Consider the following 17,773-nt stretch of genomic DNA (forward strand, 5'->3'; position numbering starts at 1 on the left):
CCGGATCGATCTTGTCAGGTCCCAAAGATGACCTTGCAAGAATCATTTCGAACCCTGACCCTTCTCCCGCGGGAAACCGTCTTATCCGGGGGAGAGAGACATGGCGCTGATCGCCACGACGACCAACACGATCTCATCGGGCGTGCTCGTCACGCTGACAAGTGTCGATCATCTCATCGTCAACACGAATGTACTGCTTGCCTCGGTGAATGACGACGCGGTCAGCAGCACCGGCGGGACGGCGCAGATTCTGGGCACGGTGATCGGCACGAGCGCGGGCATCCGCAGCACCGGTCACGCCTTCTCGGTCTTCATCGGAGCAACCGGCACGGTGGCCAGCACAGGGGCGAGCGGCACCGGCGGCTTGCGGCTGTCGGGAAGTTTGAACACCGTGACCAATCAGGGCACCGTCACAGGCTCTTTCGGCGTCGTGATCGGCTCGACCGATGCCGGCATCACCTCGACAATCCACAATTCGGGAGAAATCAGCGCAACCGATACGGCGATCTTGCGGGTCTTCGGTTGCACCGACACGCTGCGCATCATCAACACCGGCGCGATCAACGGCGGCACCAATAGCGATGCGATCAACGCCAACACGAACAGCGCCTCGATCGAACAGGTCCTCAACCAAGGCACGATTGCGGGCGGTCTGCACCTTTTTGGCGGCGCGGATCTGGTGGTGAACCGCGGCTTCATCGACGCCAGCGTATTTCTGGGCACGGGGGCCGACAGCTTCGACGGACGCAGCGGCGAAGTGACGGGAACGGTCGACGGCGGAGAAGACGACGACAGCTTCATCGGCAACGCGCTGGTGAACGAGAGCTTCGACGGGGGCGACGGATCGGACCTGCTCGACTTCCGCTTCGGCGGGGCGGTCACGGTGGCGCTCGACAACAGTTTCTCGACCGATGGCGCGGCTCTTGGCGACAGTTACGTCAATTTCGAGCGCGTCCTCGGCTCGCAACGCGATGACGTGATCCGCGGCGCGGAGGGGACCAATATTCTGCTCGGACGGGGCGGGGCCGACAGTCTCGACGGCGCCGGGGGCAATGACGTCCTGAATGGCGGCGCCGGGATCGACAGGCTGACGGGCGGTCTGGGCAATGACGTGTTCCGTTTCAACATGTTGGCGGAGTTCGGCGACGCAATCACCGACTTTGGCGCAGGCGCGGGCAACAACGACAAGTTCCAGTTCGACGCCTCCGCGCTCGGGGGCGGGCTCGTCGTCGGAGCGCTGGCGGCGGGGGCCTTCGTCAGCCGCCTCGACAACCACGCACAGGATGCCAACGACCGCTTCATCTTCCGCACCTCCGACACCACGCTCTGGTTCGATGCCGACGGCAATGGCGCGGGCGCGGCGGTGATGGTGGCTGACCTGCAGGCGGGGGCGGTGGTCACCGTCGCCGACATCCAGCTGGTCTGAGCCGGACCCGCGAAACCGTCGACCTCCCGAGCGCCAGGCCTCAAGGGGCGTGGCAATCCGGCCGCGGCGATTGAAGGATGACTTTGCAAAAGCCCCTCTTGCATGGAGGCTGAAGTGTCGATCAACGTCAGTCCCGCCCCCTCAACACCACCGGCATCGGCATCGCGCTTTCCGGCTTCGGCAGCGGGCTGGTGCTCGGCGAGCGTGTCGCGACGGCCTTCGTCAGCCGCACTGACAACCGGGCGCAGGATGCCGATGACCGCTTCATTTTCCGCACCACCGATGGCATGCTCTGGTTCGATGCCGATGGCAAGGGCGGCAGTGCGGCCGTCCAGATTGCGGACCTGCAGGACGGCGCGGCGCTGAAGGTGGTCGACATCTGGGGGCTCTGAGCCCTCCATATCGGCGAAAACGAATGTGTTTGAAGGGGCGCGGGCGGGGGGATAGGCTCGCCCGCGACCATTCAGGGAGACCCCGATGACGGACCAGGCCTTTGACACGCTTCAGATTCACGCCGGTGCAGCCCCCGACCCCGCGACCGGGGCGCGGCAGGTGCCGATCTACCAGACCACGGCTTATGTCTTCAAGGACGCCGATCATGCGGCGCGGCTCTTCAACCTGCAGGAAGTGGGCTACATCTACTCGCGCCTGACCAACCCGACCGTTTCGGCGCTGGCCGCGCGCGTCGCGGCGCTGGAAGGCGGCGCGGGGGCGGTGTGCTGCTCCTCGGGCCATGCGGCGCAGATCATGGCGCTCTTTCCGCTGATGGGACCGGGGCTGAATATAGTCGCCTCGACCCGGCTTTACGGCGGCACGATCACCCAGTTCAGCCAGACGATCAAACGCTTCGGCTGGTCCTGCACCTTCGTCGATTTCGACGATCTGGCGGCGCTCGAAGCCGCGGTGGACGAGAACACCCGGGCGATCTTCTGCGAATCGATTTCGAACCCGGGCGGCTACATCACCGACCTGCCCGCGGTCGCCGCCGTCGCGAACAAGGTCGGCCTGCCGCTCATCGTCGACAACACGCTGGCCTCGCCGTACCTCTGCCGTCCGATCGAGCATGGCGCGACGCTGGTCGTGCATTCGGCCACGAAATACCTGACCGGCAACGGCACGGTGACCGGCGGCGTGATCATCGATTCGGGCAAGTTCGACTGGTCGGCCTCGGGCAAGTTCCCCAGCCTTTCGGCGCCGGAACCGGCCTATCACGGGCTGAAGTTCCACGAGGCGCTCGGCCCGATGGCCTTCACCTTCCATTCGATCGCCGTCGGCCTGCGCGATCTGGGTATGACGATGAACCCGCAGGGCGCGCATTACACGCTGATGGGCATCGAAACCCTGAGCCTGCGCATGGAAAAGCACGTCGCCAATGCGAAAGCGGTGGCGGAATGGCTCGAAAACGATCCGCGCATCGAGTTCGTCACCTGGGCCGGGCTGCCCTCCTCGCCCTGGCATGAACGCGCCAACCGGCTCTGCCCGAAGGGCGCGGGGGCGCTCTTTACCGTCGCGGTCAAGGGCGGCTATGAAGCTTGCGTGAAATTGGTCAACAATCTCAAGCTGTTCAGCCATGTGGCCAACTTGGGCGATGCGCGCTCGCTGATCATCCATTCGGCCTCGACCACGCACCGGCAGCTGACCGAAGAGCAGCAGGTCAAGGCGGGCGCGGCGCCGAATGTGGTGCGGCTTTCGATCGGCATCGAGAATGCCGCCGATCTGATCGCCGATCTGGATCAGGCGCTCGCCGCCGCCACCGCCTGATCGGGTGCAGCGAAAAGCCGCCCTCACATTCCGGTGGGCGGCTTTTCATGCGCGGTTTTCTGCTTTACCTAGACTTCAGTGTTGCGGCGCCGGTATCGGCGCCTCTTTCCATGTGTTACTGCTGCGGCGCCCTCATGGGCGCCCCTGCCCCTGTGTTGAAGCCAAGGCATGAAACCGAACTTCGCCCTCAATCTCTCGCATGACGGTATCGGACTGCTTCACCGCGGCAAAAGCGGCTGGGAGCTGGTGGGCGAGGTGGCGCTGGACGCCCCCGATTTCGGCGAGCGCCTGACCGCGCTGCGGCGCGCCGCGAAATCGCGCGCCCCCGAGGGCGTGACCTCGAAGATCGTCGTTCCGGCGTCGCAGATCCTTTATACCGAAGTCGAAGCCCCCGGCCCGCAATCGGCGGTGCGGCGCAAGCAGATCGCCGATGCGCTCGAGGGGATGACCCCTTACGAGGTGGCGGAGCTGGTCTTTGACTGGTCCGGTCAGGGCGAGGTGGTGCAGGTCGCCGTCGTCGCCCGCGAGACCCTGGCCGAGGCCGAGGCCTTTGCCGATGATTGCGGCTTCTGCCCGGTGTCCTTCGTCGCCGCTCCCGATCCCGCGGCGTTCGAGGGCGAGCCGTGGTTCGGCATCACCTCGATGGCGTCTGCGCATCTGCCGCAGGGCGCGCGGATCGAACGCGACGAGGCGGCTTTGCCGGTCGCGCTGCTGCTCGGGGGCGCCGCCCCTGTCGAGATCGCCGAAGCGGCCCCGGCTGAGATCACCCAGCCCGCGCCGGAGCTGCCGCCCGCCGTGGCGCAGCCGCTGGTCCCCGAAGCTTTCGCGGCCCCCGCGCCCGAACCCGAACCTGTCGCGGAAGCGCTTCATGAGGCGCCCCCCGCGCCACTGCCCGAGCTCGCCGCCGAAGAGGTCGCGCCGATCGCGGCGCCCGCGGCGGCGGTGATCGCGCCCGAGCCGGTTTTGGTCGAAGAGTTGCAAGAGGTTGCAAGCCCGGCAGAGGTCGCGGCCCCGGCCGAGGAAAGCCTGCCCCCTGCCCCGCCCGCCGAGGAACTCGCGGCCGCGCCGGAGGCGGAAGTGCAGCCCGAAGCCGTGCCGGAGGAACCGGCCGACGCCCCGGTGCCGGAACTGGCCGCGCGCGAAAATGTCGATCTGCTCGCCGCGCTTGAGGATGACCGGCTGAGCGGTTTCGACGCGATTGCGCCGATGACGATCGAAATGCCCGAGACCACCGCCGCGGCCGAAACCGCGCGTGCAGGCGCTGCGGCGCGCAAGCCGCTTCCCGGGGCGGCGCGTCCCGGCGCGCCGGGCAAAGGTCGCAACGGCGGTCAGGGTGGCGGCCCGCGTCAAGGTGGTGGCCAAGGTCAGGGCGCAGGCCAAGGCGGCCCGCGCCAAGGACAGCCCGGACAACGCCCGGGACAGGGGGGCGCGGGTCAGGGCGGTCAGAAACCCGGGCAGCGCAAACCGCTTGTGGCCGGGGCGGAACGTCCCGGTGTCGCGGGCCTTGGCGCGAGTGAGGCCCAGATCGAGGCGCCGCGCGCGCCGCAACAACCAAACCCGATGCTGGCGGCGCAAGACAGCGACGCGATGGCAGCGGCAGACAAGCTGCGCAAGATGGCCGAGGACAGCCGCCGTCTTGCGGCGATGGGCACCGCGGCCCTTGGCGCGACCGCAGGCAAGGTGATTGCCAAGGCGCAGGACATGCGCCCGAAGGTCGAAATCCCGAGCCGCAGCCCGGCGCCGGGCCAACCCGAGGTCGTGCCTTCGACCGCGCGCGGCAAGACTGTCATCGGCGGACGCAAGGCCGACAAGATCGGCGGCAAGCCGAAATACATGGGCGTGTCGCTGCTGGGCGGGCTGGTGGCCTTCCTCGCCATCGCCGCGCTGTGGTCGAGCTTCCTGATCGAGCCGGATGCGACGACATCCGCGAGCAGCACCGAAACCGCCAGCGCGCCTGCCACTCCGGCCCCGGCCGCGGCTCCGCTTGTCGCGATGCAGGACACGCCCGCGATGAGCCTCGCCGATGCCGAGGCCAAGGCGCAGGCGGCGCAAAAGCCGGCCGCGGCCCCCGCCCCCACGACGCCCGAGCCGCAAGCGACCGTCTCGACCTCGCAGGTGACGCTGCCCGCCTTGCCGAAACTGCCCCCGGTCGAGGCGAAACCGGCCACGAAACCCGCCGCAAAGCCTGCCGCGCCGCAGACCCCTGCCGCGCCGGGCATCGCAGCCGCCCCCGCGGCACCGCCGGCCGCGGCGGCGCCGGTCGCCAATCCGACGAAGAACGGCACGCTGACCGCAAGCGGCATCACGCTCTTTGAAGGGGCGCCGCCGTCGAAATCGAAACCGCGCCCGACCTCGGTCAGTCGCGCCGCCGAAAAGGCTGCCGCAGCGGCTGCCGCGGCGGAAACCCCGGCCGTCGATCCGGCGCTGAAGAACGCCCGGCCGAAAGCCCGTCCGGCCACGGTCGAAAGCGCTGCGGCGAAAGCGGCTGCGACGCCTGCCCCCGCACCGGCCGCGACGCCGACAACAGCGACGCCCCCCGCGAACCCGGATGATGGCGCGCTGCTTGCCCCGGGCCTCTCGCCAGATCTGGCAGCGGTGCTGAACCGCGCCCAGCCGAAACCCCGTCCGGGCTCGGTCGAGAAACTGGCCGCTGCCGCAACGGCGAAAGCCGCGGAGGAAAAGGCGGCCGCCGAGGCCAAGGCCGCCGCGGATGCGAAACTGGCCGCCGACGCCAAGGCCGCCGAAGCGGCCGGGCTGGCCTCTTCGCGTCGTCCGATGTCGCGGCCGCAGAGCCTGCAGTCTTCGGTGCAGACAGCGCTGGCGGCGGCGATTGCCGCAGAGCCTGCCCCCGCCGTGCGCGTTGCCGCCGCCCCTGCCCCGCAACCCGAGCCCGTTGCCGTCGCCGCCCCGGCGAAGCCGGTGCGCACGAAGCCCTCGCCGCCGCCCGAGCCGACCGTGATTGCCAGCCCCGACGTCGAGACGGGCGAGGTCGAATCCGCCCCGGTCGCCGCACGGGGGCCGACCGCAGCCTCGGTCGCGCGCGAAGCGACGCAGAAGAACGCGCTTGATCTGAGCAAGATCTCCCTGATCGGGCTTTATGGCACGCCCTCCAACCGTCGCGCGCTGGTGCGCTTGCCGAACGGCCGGTTCTTCAAGCTGCAGGTCGGCGACCGGATCGACGGGGGCCAGGTCACCGCGATCGGCGACAGCCAGATGACCTATCAAAAGGGCGGCAACCCGATCACGCTGAAGCTGCTCAAGGGCGGCTGAGGCCAATCGCCGTTCACATCCGGTAACAGGGCCGAAACCTCGGGCTTTTGCGCTTGGCGCAAAAGCCCTTTCTCGTTAGGCTTGCCCCATCCCCCGCGTTTGACGCCCAACCGCGCTGCCCCGCAGCCGGAGCGTCCTTGTTTGAATGAGATTGCATGGAAAGCTTCCTGCTTCAGGCCACGCTTTATCTTGTCGCCATGGTTGTGGCGGTGCCACTGGCCACACGGGCGGGTTTGGGCTCGGTGCTGGGCTATCTGATCGCCGGGGTGATCATCGGCCCCTGCCTCGGGCTGGTGCAGGGCGAGGCGCATGATCTGCAGCATTTCGCCGAATTCGGCGTGGTGATGATGCTGTTCCTGATCGGGCTCGAGCTGGACCCGAAGGCGCTCTGGTCGATGCGGGACAAGCTTGTGGGCCTTGGCGGGCTGCAGGTGCTGATCACCACGGTCGCCGTCGCCGTGGTGGCGTTGGCTGTGGGCCAGCCGCCGCGCGGCGCAATCGCGCTGGGGGCGATCCTGTCGCTGTCCTCGACGGCGATCGTGGTGCAGATGCTGACCGAAAAGCGGCTGATGCAGACGGCTGGCGGGCGCTCGGCCTTTGCGGTGCTGCTGACGCAGGACATCGCGGTGATCCCGATGCTGGCGCTGTTGCCGCTGCTCGCCCTGCCCGGCGCGCGCGAGCTGGCCCGGGCCGAGGCCTCGGGCCACGGTGCGACCGCCTTCATGGATGCCCTGCCCGCCTGGGGGATGACGCTGATGACGCTGGCCGCGGTCGTGCTGGTGGTGGGCATCGGCCATTTCCTGGTGCATCCGCTGTTTCGCTTCGTGCAGGGCTCGAAGCTGCGCGAGATCCATACCGCCGTGGCATTGATGCTGGTCGTCGGCATCGCCTCGCTGATGAACCTTGTCGGGCTGTCCCCCGCGCTTGGCACCTTCCTCGCCGGGGTGGTTCTGGCGGATTCCGAATTCAAGCACGAACTCGAAAGCAGCCTCGAGCCGTTCAAGGGCCTCTTGATGGGGCTTTTCTTCATCGCGGTCGGCGCGGGCATCGACCTCGAGGTGTTCTTTGCCGGGCCGCTGAAGATCATCGCGCTGGTGCTGGGGCTCGTGGCGCTGAAATCGGCGGTGCTCTATGGGCTGGCACGGCTCTTCGGGCTTCTGGGCACGGATCGGTGGCTGTTCACCTTCGGGCTGGCACAGGCGGGGGAATTCTCGCTGGTGCTGGTGTCCTTTGCGACGATGCAGCGGATCCTGCCGCAGGAGACCGCGGAAAAGGCGCTTCTGGTGATCGCACTCTCGATGCTGCTCTCGCCGATGCTGTTCCTGTTGCACGAGCGGCTGTCGCGCAAGACCAAGCCTGATGCCCGCCCCGATCCCGACCAGATCGACGAGGAACAGCCGATCATCATCGCGGGCGCCGGGCGCTTTGGTCAGGTGGTGAACCGGATGGTGACGATGTCGGGCTTTCGCACCACGGTTCTGGATGCCGATCTGAAGACGGTGCAGACCCTGCGCACCTTCGGCTTCAAGGCCTGGTATGGCGATCCCGCGCAACCGCAGTTGCTGGCGGCCGCCGGGCTGAGCCGTGCGCGCGTGCTGGTGGCGGCGCTCGACGACAAGGAGGCGACGAACCGGCTCGTTGCCTATGCCCGCAAGGAGCGGCCCGACCTGCACATCATCGCCCGCGCCCGCGACCGCTATCACGTCTACGATCTTTACGCCGCGGGCGCCGATGACATCGTGCGCGAGATGTTCGACAGCTCGTGCCGCGCGGCGCGCTATGTGCTGGAAAACATCGGGCTGAGCGAGTTCGAGGCGCATGAGCTGGAACGGCTGTTCTGGAAGCTCGACCGAAACGCCGTGCGCGATCTGGCCGAGGTCTGGAAACCCGGGGTCGAGGCCGAGAAGAACGCCGAATATGTCGACCGGGTGAAGGCGCTCAACACCGAGTTCGAAGCGCAGATGCTGGCCCATTTCACCGAGCGGCGGCGGCAATCGAATGCGCAGGGCAAGGCGCCGCAAGACCGCGACGTGATCGAAGAGGGCTGAGCCCCCCTTCCGCCCCGAAACGATCCCCGGAAACGAAAACGGGCCCCGCGAGGGGCCCGTTCGATTGTGAGGGTTCTGCGCCTCAGGCGGCGCGGCCAACCAGAACTTCGTCGACCTTCTTCGCGGCCCCGGCTTCATCGGTGCCCGAGACGGCCGCGACTTCGCGGGTCAGGCGCTCCAGCGCGGCTTCGTAAAGCTGACGTTCCGAGTAGGATTGTTCGCGCTGATCATCGGCGCGGTGCAGGTCACGCACCACTTCGGCGATCGACAGCAGGTCACCCGAATTGATCTTTTGCTCGTATTCCTGAGCCCGGCGCGACCACATCGCACGCTTGACCTTGGCCTTGCCCTTCAGGGTTTCCAGCGCCTTGGTGACGACGTCGGGGCTCGACAGACCACGCATACCGATGTCCACCGCCTTGTGGGTGGGAACGCGGAGCGTCATCTTGTCCTTTTCGAACGAGATCACGAACAGCTCCAGCCGCAGCCCGGCAATTTCCTGTTCCTCGATCGAGATGATCTTGCCGACGCCATGAGCCGGATACACAACGAAATCGTCCGGACGGAAATCGGTCTTCTTCATTTTGGTCATTCAGTCGCTTCCTTGCACCCGGTTACGGCCCCCTCACGGTCAAAAAGAGACACGCGGCACGAATGGTGCAGCAGTGTCCGGACTTTCGCGTGAGAATTCCCGCCAGACGAGCAGTTCTGCGCGGGGAGTGGGGCGTTCTCCTTTGTAACGACTTTATAGCACAAAATTCAGCCGATTCATAGCATCGCACGGGGGAACATGCGCGTGAACGGCCGGAATTTGATGATCAATCCATGTTTTGCATTAATCTCACGGGTCGCCCGCCAGCGACGAATCGGCGCATGGCGGTTGCAGACCCGAACTCTGCTCCGGAAGAGCAGAGTCCACAGCCAGCCGTTTTGCGAAACGACTCAGCCGGAAGGGGCGGGACGCGCGCGCGTCCCCCCCATGAGCGCCGCGATCAGTCGCCGGTGCCGGGATTCGGCGAGAAGTATTTCTCGCGCTTGCCGGTCTCGCCGTCGAATTTCTTGTGATCGGGCATCGGATCTTTCTTGATCGTGATGACCGGCCATTGGCTCGCATAGGTGCGGTTGAACTCGACCCAGTCCTCCATGCCCGGCTCGGTGTCCGGACGGATCGCGTCGGCCGGGCATTCCGGTTCGCAGACCCCGCAGTCGATACATTCGTCGGGATGGATCACCAGCGTGTTCTCGCCTTCGTAGAAGCAGTCCACCGGGCAGACTTCCACACAGTCGGTATATTTGCAGGCGATGCAGTTGTCGGTGACGACATAGGTCATTCTTTTAACCCCAATCTTTGGCGCAGGGATTTCCTAGCCCCCCGGCGACGATCAATCAAGAGCAGGAGATATACAAAAACCGGGTGCGGCGAAGTGCCGGGGGGCTTCACCCCTCCTCCGGCCCCGTGGCTGGTGCCCCGATCAGCTCGTAAAGCGTCGCTGCCTCGGGCGCGGGGCCACGGCGGGTGCCACAGGCGAGAATGCGCAACACCCGCACCTCCGGCCCCAGAACCAGCGTCAGCACGTCCCCCGGGCCGACGGCGCGGCCGGGCTTTTCGGTCTTCTGCCCGTTCACCCGGACCCGGCCCGCGGCGACCAGATCAACGGCCAAGGCGCGGCTCTTCACGAACCGCGCCTGCCAGAGCCATTTGTCGATGCGGATGCGATCCCCGTCAGACAAGAATCAAAGCTTGCCCTTGAGCCCCATCAGCGCGGCGGCAAAGGGGTTGTCGGGATCGATCGGCTTGTCCTTCTTCGGCGGATGGGCCTCGAAACCACGGCTGCGGTCGTCCTGGCCCGGCTTGCCCTTGCCATACGGCTTGCCGCCCTTCGGCTTATCGCCGAACTTGCGCTCGCCGCGGTTGCCCTCGCCATCGCGAGACCGCGGCTTGCCGCCCTCGGAGCGTTTCTCGCCCCGATCGCCGCCCTTGGCCTCGCCACCGCGATGTTCGCCGCCCTTGTGCGGACGATCGCCGCCCTTGTGCTCGCCGCCGCGATGCTCGCGCGGGCCACGATGACCTTCGCCACCGCCTTCGCGCGGCTCGCGACGCGGGCCACGCTCGGTGCGCGGACGCGGCGCCCAGGCGAAGGTATAGAAGGTTTCCATCTCGACCGGAGCCGCTTCGACCTCGGCCTGCGCCTCGGCGATGGGCGAGGCTTCCTCGGGGATCGGATTGTCCGACCCGGCCTCGGGCGCCGCCACTTCGACCACGGGCTTCGCCTTTTCGCGTTCGCCCTTGTCGGCGCGATAGCCAAGACCGCCCATCAGATCGGCGAATTGTTCCAGCGTCATGCCGGTGATCGACAGCATGTCCGGCGTGGCTTCAAAGCCCGCCTTGCTGTCTTGCGTGCGCAGCATGTCGGCCAGACGCTCGAGCATGTCGATGCGGATCGCCCGCACGCCCGCCGGGCGGTAGCCCGAGAGCGTATAGGCCGAGACCGGCACTTCCGAGATATAGGGGATCGTCACCAGACCGGGCGGCGGGCTTTCCGGGAACTCGGAGAGCCCTTCCCAGAGCGAGGCCAGCACCAGACGCAGCCGGGTCGGCGCGGGTTTCAGCAGCAGTTGCTGGAAGATCGTGTATTGGCCAAAGCGCACGCCATGCTTGCGCAGCGCACCGCGGGCCTCCTGATCCAGCTCCTTGACCTCATTGGCCACGCCGTCGCGCGGCAGGATCCCCATATGCTCGACCAGACGGAAGGCGAAGCCACGGGCGAGCCCGGTCAGCGCCTCGTCACGGCTCATCGCCAGAAGCGGCTCGAAGAGCGCAGCCACCTTGCGATCGATGAAATGCTGCAGACGGCGACGGACCTTTTCGGCAACCTCGGGACCGGCTTCCTCGTCGACAAACGCCTCGACCGAGGGTTTCAGCGGATCGGCGCCCTTCACGAGCTTGCCCACCGCGTAGGTGCCCCACATCAGGCCCCCCTGCTCGGTGAAGTCCATCTCGGTGTCGGGGGCGTTGTAGAAGCGGTCGGACCGCAGGCTGAATTCGGGCTTCAGCGCCTCATAGGCGGCCTTCGCCAGCATTTTCGCCTCGTCGGGCGAGGACGTCGTGTCCTGCCGGAAGCGGAACCCCTCAAGACGGCCGGCGAATTCGCCTTCGACCATCACTTCGCCCTTGTCGTTCACCTCGGCCACGAGGGTCTCCTTCTGCTTGAGCCGCCGCAGCAGAACACTGGTGCGCCGGTCCACAAATCGTTGGGTCAGAGCGCCATGCAGCGCATCCGACAGGCGGTCTTCTACAGCGCGAGTTTCCTCGCGCCAATGGGTTTCGTCATCCACCCACCCTTTGCGCTGCGCAACATAGGTCCAAGTGCGGATGAAGGCGAGACGTTTCGACAAAGTGTCGATATCGCCCGAGGTCCGGTCGATGCGTTCGATCTGCCCCTTGAGCCAGTCCGAAGGCACGCCCTTGCCCGTCTGCAAGAAGCCGAAGATGCGCGCCAGAAGCGTGGCATGTTCGGTCTCGGAAATCGAGCGAAAATCGGGGATGCGGCAGGTATCCCACAAGAGACGCACATCGGCCGGCACGCGGACCCGGTCGCGGATCTCGGGCATTTCAGAAAGCGCCTTCAGCGCGCGCAGGTCATCCGCCTCGCGCCCGCGGCTGAGCCATTCGTTCTGCGGGCTTTCCTCAAGGGACTGGATCAGCCGCGCGACGGTGCCGAATTCCAGCCGCGGATTGCGCCATTGCAGCCGCTGGATCGGCGCGAAGCGATGCTCCTCGATCGCCTCGATCACCTCTTCGGGCAGCGGATGCGCCTCGCCGGTGATGCCAAAGGTGCCGTCCTGGGTGTGCCGCCCGGCGCGGCCCGCGATCTGTCCAAGCTCGTGCGGGAACAAATGCCGCATCCGCCGCCCGTCGAACTTCGCCGTGGCGGAAAAGGCGACATGTTCGATGTCGAGGTTCAGCCCCATGCCGATCGCATCGGTGGCGACGAGGTAATCGACATCGCCGTTTTGATACATCGCGACCTGCGCGTTGCGCGTGCGGGGCGAAAGCGCCCCCATCACCACCGCCGCGCCGCCCTTTTGACGGCGGATCAGCTCGGCGATCGCATATACATTTTCAACCGAAAAGCCGACAATGGCCGCCCTTGGCTTCATCCGGCTTATCTTTTTCGAACCTGCCCACGAAAGTTTGGACAAACGCTCGCGCCGGGCGAATTGCACTTTCGGAACCAGCGCGGCAATCGCGCCCTTCATCGCATCCGAGCCCAGAAACAGCGTCTCGTGCAGCCCGCGCATGTAGAGCAGACGCTCGGTGAAGACATGCCCGCGCTCGGGATCGGCGCAGAGCTGGATCTCGTCGATGGCGACGAAATCGGCGCCGACCTCGGGCATCGCCTCGGTGGTGCAAACCCAGTATTGCGCGCGTTCGGGAACGATCCGCTCCTCGCCCGTCACCAGCGCCACGACCGAGGGGCCGCGGGCCTTGACGATGCGATCATAGACCTCGCGCGCCAGCAGCCGCAGCGGCAGGCCGATGACCCCGGTGCGGTGCGAGAGCATCCGCTCGATCGCATAATGTGTCTTGCCGGTGTTCGTCGGCCCAAGGACCGCGGTGATCCGCCCCATCATCGCATGCCCGTCATCGCATTCCTCCTGCAGGCTCACAAGGTGATGCCCGCAAGCTCCTTTTCCAGCCGTGTGATCGAATCCTTCACATCCTGCTGATGCGGGTTCAAGGCGAAAGAGGCGCGAAAGGCCGCCAACGCGCGGGCTTTGTCGCCCATGTCGGCGAAAATCATGCCGAGACCCGCCAGGGCGCCCCAGTGCCGCGGCTCGAGCTTCAGCACCTGCGCGATATCGGCCATCGAGGGGCCAAGCTCGCCCGCCATGTAATAGGCGGTCGCGCGGGCGTTCCAGCCCTCGGGGAAATCGGGGGCGTGATCGGTCAGCGCGGTCAGATGCTCGATCGCCGCGGGCAGATCGCCCGCATCCATCGCCTCTTCGCCGCGCTTCAAAAGCAGATCCATCGTCGAGGACCCCGACCGCGACCAGGCGCGGCGGATATCCGATTCGGCCGTCTGCCAGCCCTCGTAGGCGGGATCGGCCAGTTCGGAAAACTGCCGTTCCAGCCCCGTGGTCTCGGCCCAGGCCGGAAAACCGAGGTTGACGAATACGGCAACTGCCGCAACGATACATTTGTCTCTGATCGAAAGCGCCCGCATATACGGAACTCTAACCCATATGCCGCGAAAATCGAGGGGGCGGCGTTCACAATCGGAGGCAACATGAGCAAAGTCATCGAAAAAGCCGTGGAACAACTGGCGGCCAAGCTGCCGAACGGCTTTTCGTCCACGGCAAAATTCGTCATCGAGGGCGAGGGCAGCATCATCTGCGACCCCGATGGCGTGCGCGCGGGCGATGACGCGGCCGAGGTCACGCTGACCTCCGACACCGACACGTTCCGCGGCATGATCGAGGGCACGGTCAACCCGACCATGGCCTTCATGTCGGGCAAGCTGAAGATCGACGGCGCGATGGGCGTGGCGATGCAGCTGGGCTCCGCGCTCTCGTGATCGAGGAAGCCCCCCTTCACGCGGATCTGGCCGAGGGGCCCGAAGGCGGTCAGGCCTGGTGGCTGACCGCCGCCGATGGCGTGCGGCTGCGGCTGACGCTTTGGGGCGGGGGGGCGAAGGGCACGGTGTTCCTGTTTCAGGGCCGGGCCGAATATGCGGAAAAATACGGGCCTGCGGCGGCCGATCTGGCAGGCCGCGGCTACAGCACGCTGGTGATCGACTGGCGCGGACAGGGGCTATCGGACCGTCTGATCGACGATCCGGTCAAGGGCTATGTCGGCGCCTTCAGCGATTATCAGCGCGATGTCGATGCGATGCTGGCGGCGGCGGCGCGTCTCGATCTGCCGCGGCCCTGGGTCGTGCTCGCGCATTCGATGGGCGGCACGATCGCATTGCGCCGTCTGATGGGGGCGCATCCCTTTGCCGCCGTTGCCTTTTCCGCGCCGATGTGGGGCGTGGGCCTGCCTCGGGTGATCAAGCCTTTCGGGGGGCCGCTCGCGCGGATGACCGGGGGCAGCCCGCTCGCACTGACCTATGCGCCCGGCTGGGGGCCGGTGAGCTTCGTGCATCGCGCGGGGTTTCACGACAATTTCCTGACCAGCGATCCCGACATGTGGTCGATGCTGCTGCGGCAGGTGGCAAAGGCGCCGGGTCTTGCGATTGCGGGCGCCTGCCTGCACTGGGTCGCGGAAGCGGTGCTCGAATGCGAGGCCTTGACCGCCCTGCCCGCGCCCGATCTGCCCTGCTATTGCGCGCTTGGCACGCGCGAACGGATCGTGCCGAAGGAGCCGATCCGCACCCGCATGGGCAGCTGGCCGCAGGGGCAACTGGCGCTTTACGACGGCGCCGAGCACGAGGTGATGATGGAAGGCCCCGCGATGCGGGCGCGGTTCTATGACGCCTGCGCCGCGCTGTTTGACGCCCATCGGGGCTGACCGGCCACCCGGGCGGAGCAGGAAAGGCATCGCCTTTCCCCGCCCGCAGCGCCACCGAAGTCAAAAGACCGTTTTCCCAAGCACAGCAGAGGCCGGCGCCTGCCCCGGCGGGCGAGAAGCGCCCGCCATGGGCGGGGCGGGCGCTGGCCGGCGGCCTTTGGGGCCCCCGGCGGTCGCGGGGCCAGTGTGGCGCGTGACCTCGGCGATGGCCTCGGTCATGGCAGTGGGGATGACCTCAGAGCGTGATCCTGGAAAACCCGTCGCGCAGGGCCTCGGACCAGGCCTGCGACATCGCCGAGAATTGCGCATCGTCCTTTTCGATCCGCTTGCGCAGACCGACCTTGCAGGCGTCACGCTCGATCACCGCGAGATCCAGCGGCATGCCGACGGACAGGTTCGAGCGCAGCGTCGAATCCATCGACAAAAGCACCGCCTTTTGCGCGTCTTCCAAAGACGTCCCCGGCCGCACCACCCGGTCCAGAATCGGCTTGCCGTATTTGTGCTCGCCGATCTGCAGGAACGGCGTGTCCTCGGTCGCCTCGATGAAATTGCCCTCGGGGTAGACCAGGAACATCCGCATCGCGCCGCCCTTGCGCTGCCCGGCGACGATCATCGAGGCCGACACCGTGACCTTCGACGCATTCATCTTGTGGTCGATGTCCTGCCGCACCGAGGCGAGCGTGTTGCCGATGATCTCGGCCACGGCGAGCATCGTCGGCGCCTGCATGATCGAGGTGTCGGCACTGGTTTCGGGATGCTCGATCGCCTCGCGCAGCCGCGCGATCGTGGTTTGCGTCACCGAGAGCGAGCCCGCGGTGAGGATCGTCACCACCCGCTCGCCCGGGTCCTCGAAGACGAACATCTTGCGATAGGTCGCAATGTTGTCCAGCCCCGCATTGGTGCGGGTGTCGGACAGAAGCACCATGCCCCGATCCAGCAGCAGGCCCACGCAATAGGTCATCATTCCCCCAGAAAAGCAGGCGTAAACCTTATTGTTGCACCGCTTCCAAGGCAACAGTGACATCTAGCCGTTCCGAGCCATCGCCCTGTGCGACACCCTTGATCGGCGCCGCCTCGCGCGCATCCAGACCCGAGCCGATGCGGATATAGCGCGAATCGGGGCAGCATTCATTGGCCGGATCGAAGCCGATCCAGCCGATGGTCTCGACCCAGATCTCGGCCCAGGCATGGGCGGCCTCGTGCGGCTCGCCATCCTCGCGGGCGAAAAGATAGCCCGAGACATAGCGCGCGGGCATCCCCACGGCGCGGGCCGAGGCGATCAGCGCATGGGCGTGATCCTGACAGACCCCCTCGCCCTGCGAAAGCGCCTCGGCGGCGGTGGTGTGGGCATGCGTCGTGCCGGGGCGATAGGCGATGGCGTCACTGACCGCGCGCGACAACCGATGCGCCCGGTCGAGCGGGTCTTTCGTGCCCGTCGCCGCGGCTTCGGCCAGATCGCGCAGGGCGTGGTCGATCCAGGTGGCCGAGGTTTCGCGCAGATAGGCGAAGGGCGAGACGATCTCGCGGTGGCCGCGCAGCACGCCCGCGGTGTCGGTGGTCTCGACCTGCCCGATGGCGGAAATCGTCACCTCGGTCACCGGGCCGCGCAGCGACCAGCCTTCGACCTTGTCGCCCGCGCCGTCGCGGAAATTGCCGCCGCGAATGCCGCCCTGCACCTCGACATCCCAGCGGATCGTGCGCTGACCGTCAAAGCGCGACGGAAACAGCCGCAGCGACTGCACGGCCCCGCGCATCGGCGCGTCGTAATCATAGGTGGTGACGTGATGGACCGTCAGGATCATCGCGCTTCTCCGCTCAGGTAAGCCGCCTGCACCATGTCGGACAATTCGCCGACATCGCGGATGAAGCGGGTCAGGAATTCATGCAGGCCTTCGTCGAAGATTTCCTCGACGCGGGTTTCGGCGATCTCGCCCACAAGCGAGCGCGCCCGCATCTGCGCCGCGCCGGATTTGTGGTAGCCCCGTGCCAGCGCATCCAGATTGTCCATCGCCATGGTGACGGTCGCCACCAGCGAGCGGGGCGATTGCGGGTTCAGGATCAGGAAATGCGCGATCTTCGCCGCGGTGATCTCGCCGCCGTAAGCCCAGTGAAAGGCGCGATGCGCGGACAGCGCGCGCAGCAGCGTCTGCCACTGGTAATTATCAAGGCCGGAGCCGATGAAATCGACCGAGGGCAGCAGGACGTAATATTTCACGTCGATCAGCCGCGCGGTGTTGTCGGCCCGTTCGAGCGCGAAGCCGAGGTTCAGGAAGGCATAGCCGTCGTTGCGCAGAAGCGTCGCGTCGATCGCGCCCCGCACCAGCGCCGCCTGCCGCATCACCCATTCGGTGAGTTCGGTCAGCTCCATTTCGGACCGCGGCTTGCGCTCGAGCTGGCGCATCTCCTGAAACGCACCATTCAGCGCGTCCCAGACCTGCGAGGTCAGCGCCGTGCGCACGATGCGGGCATTTTCCCGCGCGCGCTCGATGCAGCTCGCGACAGAACTCGGGTTGTCGCGATCAAAGAACAGATAGCTTTCGATGTTGCGCTGCACCGGGTCGCCATATTTCTCGGCAAAGCCGACCGAGGTGCCAGAGGCCTGCAACAGGCTCTCCCACTCGCTGCGATAGCCATGCCCGGCCGAGGGCATCAGCGCGATGCGGGCGCCCACTTCCAGCAGGCGCGCCATGGTTTCCGCGCGTTCGATGTAACGCGCAATCCAGAACAGGTTGTCAGCGGTCCGGCTCAGCATGC

The 17,773-nt window shown here is 66.6% G+C and carries 15 protein-coding genes; 7 read left to right on the top strand and 8 right to left on the bottom strand.

Going from position 1 to position 17,773, the window contains the following annotated elements; translation table 11 throughout:
• Positions 1 to 100: 100 nt before the first annotated feature.
• From C8J30_RS12965 to C8J30_RS12985, 5 genes are all read left to right on the top strand, one after another.
• Positions 101 to 1,426 carry a calcium-binding protein gene (locus C8J30_RS12965; protein ID WP_110806275.1) on the top strand — a complete coding sequence of 442 codons (1,326 nt, stop codon included), beginning with the start codon at positions 101 to 103 and terminating at the stop codon, positions 1,424 to 1,426.
• Between the two features lie 191 nt (positions 1,427 to 1,617).
• Complete coding sequence (locus C8J30_RS12970) at positions 1,618 to 1,818, top strand: hypothetical protein (RefSeq protein ID WP_110806276.1); 201 nt, start codon at positions 1,618 to 1,620, stop codon at positions 1,816 to 1,818.
• A gap of 85 nt (positions 1,819 to 1,903) precedes the next feature.
• Positions 1,904 to 3,187: an O-acetylhomoserine aminocarboxypropyltransferase/cysteine synthase family protein gene (locus tag C8J30_RS12975; RefSeq protein WP_110806277.1), complete on the top strand. Its 1,284-nt coding sequence runs from the start codon at positions 1,904 to 1,906 to the stop codon at positions 3,185 to 3,187.
• Between the two features lie 168 nt (positions 3,188 to 3,355).
• On the top strand, positions 3,356 to 6,457 hold the full coding sequence (locus C8J30_RS12980; protein WP_110806278.1) for a hypothetical protein: 3,102 nt from the start codon (positions 3,356 to 3,358) through the stop codon (positions 6,455 to 6,457).
• Between the two features lie 155 nt (positions 6,458 to 6,612).
• Entirely contained in the window at positions 6,613 to 8,505 is a 1,893-nt protein-coding gene (locus C8J30_RS12985; protein ID WP_110806279.1) for a cation:proton antiporter domain-containing protein, read from the top strand.
• Between the two features lie 82 nt (positions 8,506 to 8,587).
• Here C8J30_RS12985 and C8J30_RS12990 read toward each other — a convergent pair whose 3' ends face one another.
• From C8J30_RS12990 to C8J30_RS13010, 5 genes are all read right to left on the bottom strand, one after another.
• Complete coding sequence (locus C8J30_RS12990; protein WP_110806280.1) at positions 8,588 to 9,097, bottom strand: CarD family transcriptional regulator; 510 nt, start codon at positions 9,095 to 9,097, stop codon at positions 8,588 to 8,590.
• Between the two features lie 400 nt (positions 9,098 to 9,497).
• The gene (gene fdxA, locus C8J30_RS12995) at positions 9,498 to 9,836 is read right to left on the bottom strand and encodes a ferredoxin FdxA (protein WP_110806281.1); all 339 of its coding nucleotides are present in this window, start codon (positions 9,834 to 9,836) and stop codon (positions 9,498 to 9,500) included.
• Between the two features lie 106 nt (positions 9,837 to 9,942).
• Positions 9,943 to 10,236, bottom strand: a complete 294-nt coding sequence (locus C8J30_RS13000; RefSeq protein WP_110806282.1) for an RNA-binding S4 domain-containing protein — start codon at positions 10,234 to 10,236, stop codon at positions 9,943 to 9,945.
• Positions 10,237 to 10,239: 3 nt separating this feature from the next.
• Positions 10,240 to 13,137, bottom strand: coding sequence for a helicase-related protein (locus C8J30_RS13005; RefSeq protein WP_181420875.1), 2,898 nt, complete (start codon positions 13,135 to 13,137; stop codon positions 10,240 to 10,242).
• A gap of 35 nt (positions 13,138 to 13,172) precedes the next feature.
• On the bottom strand, positions 13,173 to 13,733 hold the full coding sequence (locus C8J30_RS13010) for a tetratricopeptide repeat protein (RefSeq protein ID WP_110806283.1): 561 nt from the start codon (positions 13,731 to 13,733) through the stop codon (positions 13,173 to 13,175).
• 63 nt (positions 13,734 to 13,796) lie between these two features.
• Between C8J30_RS13010 and C8J30_RS13015 the strand changes: the two genes are divergently transcribed.
• Positions 13,797 to 14,084 (top strand): SCP2 sterol-binding domain-containing protein, encoded by a 288-nt coding sequence (locus C8J30_RS13015; RefSeq protein ID WP_110806284.1) that lies wholly within the window; start codon positions 13,797 to 13,799, stop codon positions 14,082 to 14,084.
• Positions 14,081 to 15,019, top strand: a complete 939-nt coding sequence (locus C8J30_RS13020; protein ID WP_245909810.1) for an alpha/beta hydrolase — start codon at positions 14,081 to 14,083, stop codon at positions 15,017 to 15,019. Before C8J30_RS13015 ends, C8J30_RS13020 begins: the two co-directional genes overlap by 4 nt.
• 235 nt (positions 15,020 to 15,254) lie before the next feature.
• On the opposite strand, the gene C8J30_RS13025 is transcribed toward C8J30_RS13020, so the two are convergent.
• Genes C8J30_RS13025 through C8J30_RS13035 form a run of 3 tightly spaced genes read right to left on the bottom strand, consistent with a single transcriptional unit; the run spans position 15,255 to position 17,771 of the window.
• Positions 15,255 to 15,980: a proteasome-type protease gene (locus C8J30_RS13025; RefSeq protein WP_110806329.1), complete on the bottom strand. Its 726-nt coding sequence runs from the start codon at positions 15,978 to 15,980 to the stop codon at positions 15,255 to 15,257.
• Positions 15,981 to 16,008: 28 nt separating this feature from the next.
• Entirely contained in the window at positions 16,009 to 16,821 is an 813-nt protein-coding gene (locus C8J30_RS13030; RefSeq protein ID WP_110806285.1) for a transglutaminase family protein, read from the bottom strand.
• Positions 16,818 to 17,771: an alpha-E domain-containing protein gene (locus C8J30_RS13035; protein ID WP_110806286.1), complete on the bottom strand. Its 954-nt coding sequence runs from the start codon at positions 17,769 to 17,771 to the stop codon at positions 16,818 to 16,820. Before C8J30_RS13035 ends, C8J30_RS13030 begins: the two co-directional genes overlap by 4 nt.
• Between the last annotated feature and the right edge of the window lie 2 nt (positions 17,772 to 17,773).

The sequence above is a fragment of the Rhodobacter viridis genome (assembly GCF_003217355.1).
Classification (GTDB): Bacteria; Pseudomonadota; Alphaproteobacteria; order Rhodobacterales; family Rhodobacteraceae; genus Rhodobacter; species Rhodobacter viridis.